Source organism: Paraburkholderia sediminicola, assembly GCF_046027355.1.
GTDB classification, from domain to species: Bacteria; Pseudomonadota; Gammaproteobacteria; order Burkholderiales; family Burkholderiaceae; genus Paraburkholderia; species Paraburkholderia sediminicola_B.
The window spans coordinates 1-1,398 of the sequence record NZ_JAQQEK010000103.1; the positions used below are offsets into that span (position 1 = coordinate 1).

Consider the following 1,398-nt stretch of genomic DNA (forward strand, 5'->3'; position numbering starts at 1 on the left):
CGGACGCCAGAACGATGTACCGCTTCTGGCCGGATGGAATGCAGACGAAGGCATGACGTTCCTTCCCGTTGGGCTGCCACACGAGACAGTGCAGGCGTATACGGATGCCGCAACGATCGAATTCGGCGCGGCGAACCTTGCAAGCTTCCTTCAGTTGTATCCCGCATCATCTGTCGCTCAGGCAGTCCAGTCAGCACAAAATCTAGTCGGCGATCAGACGATCAAGTATCAAACCTGGGGCTGGGTCACCCAGCAGTTGAAGACCGGGCATTCGCCTGTGTATACGTATCATTTTGAGCAAACGTCGGCTTATAACCCCACTGCGTCTCATGGGACAGAGGTTGCATATGTTTTTGGAAATTTAACGCCGATCGGAACGGGAGCCGTATCGACACAGGATCTCGCTGTGTCAGATACGATGCAGTCCTATTGGACAAATTTTGCGCGGTCGGGAAATCCCAATGGCGCGGGTTTGCCGCAATGGTCACTGTATGCGGGCGCAGGTAGCCAAGCCATGCGGATTGGAGGCGCTATTCAGCCGGGCCAGGAGGAAGGTACCGCACGTTTCCAGTTTCTGGATCGGTTCCGGGTGAATGGCCTGATTACGACCGTTCAACCATAGCTTGCGGCCGCACCGGCATATGCGGGCCGCTCCTGCGCGATGCCGGCGGCCGTCTCGTTACGTCCGAACATCGCGAGGGCGCACGCCTGCGAACCGCCACCGTATGAGTCATTCGAATCAAGCTGAATGGAAGATCACGATGGCGGAACCCGGGTTATTGCTGGCTGACAGTAATCAGTCCGTTCACCCGGAACCGATCCAGGAACTGGTAGCGTGCGGTACCTTCTTCCTGGCTCGGCTCGATGACGTTACCGATGCGCATGGTTTGACTGCCTGCGCCCGCGTACTGTGGCCACTGTGGCAGTGCTGAGCCGTTAGGGTTGCCCGACCGCGCAAAATTCGTCCAGTACGACTGCATCGTATCCGACACGGCGAGATCCTGTGAGGTTACGGCTCCTGTTCCAGTCGGGGTGAGGCTGCCAAAGACATACGCAACTTCGGTCCCGTGTGTTGCGGAGGGATTGTAGGCCGATGTTTGCTCAAAGTGATACACGTACACGGGCGAACGTCCGGTCTTCTGCTGCTGGGTGACCCAGCCCCAAGTCTGATACTTTATTACCTGATCCCCAATCAGACTTTGGGCCGACTGCGCAGCCTGGGTCGCAGTAGCAGCTGGATACGCCTGCAGGAAGCTCGCGAGATTTGCTGCGCCAAACTCGGCCGTGGCAGCGTCGGTGTAGGCCTGAACAGTCTGGTGCGGCAGTGCGCGATTGAAGAATGCGAGACCTTCGTCTGCATTCCATCCAGCGAGAAGGGGCACATCGTTCTGGCGTCCA

At 57.8% G+C, this 1,398-nt stretch carries 2 protein-coding genes; one reads left to right on the forward strand and one right to left on the reverse strand.

What is annotated here, in order from left to right; all coding sequences use genetic code 11:
• Nucleotides 1–622: carboxylesterase family protein (locus PQR42_RS45435; RefSeq protein WP_408393930.1), on the forward strand; the 622-nt coding region annotated here is incomplete at its 5' end.
• Nucleotides 623–776: 154 nt separating this feature from the next.
• Here the strand turns inward: PQR42_RS45435 and PQR42_RS45440 are convergent.
• The coding region (locus PQR42_RS45440) for a carboxylesterase family protein (RefSeq protein ID WP_408393932.1) at nt 777–1,398 on the reverse strand (622 nt) is incomplete at its 5' end.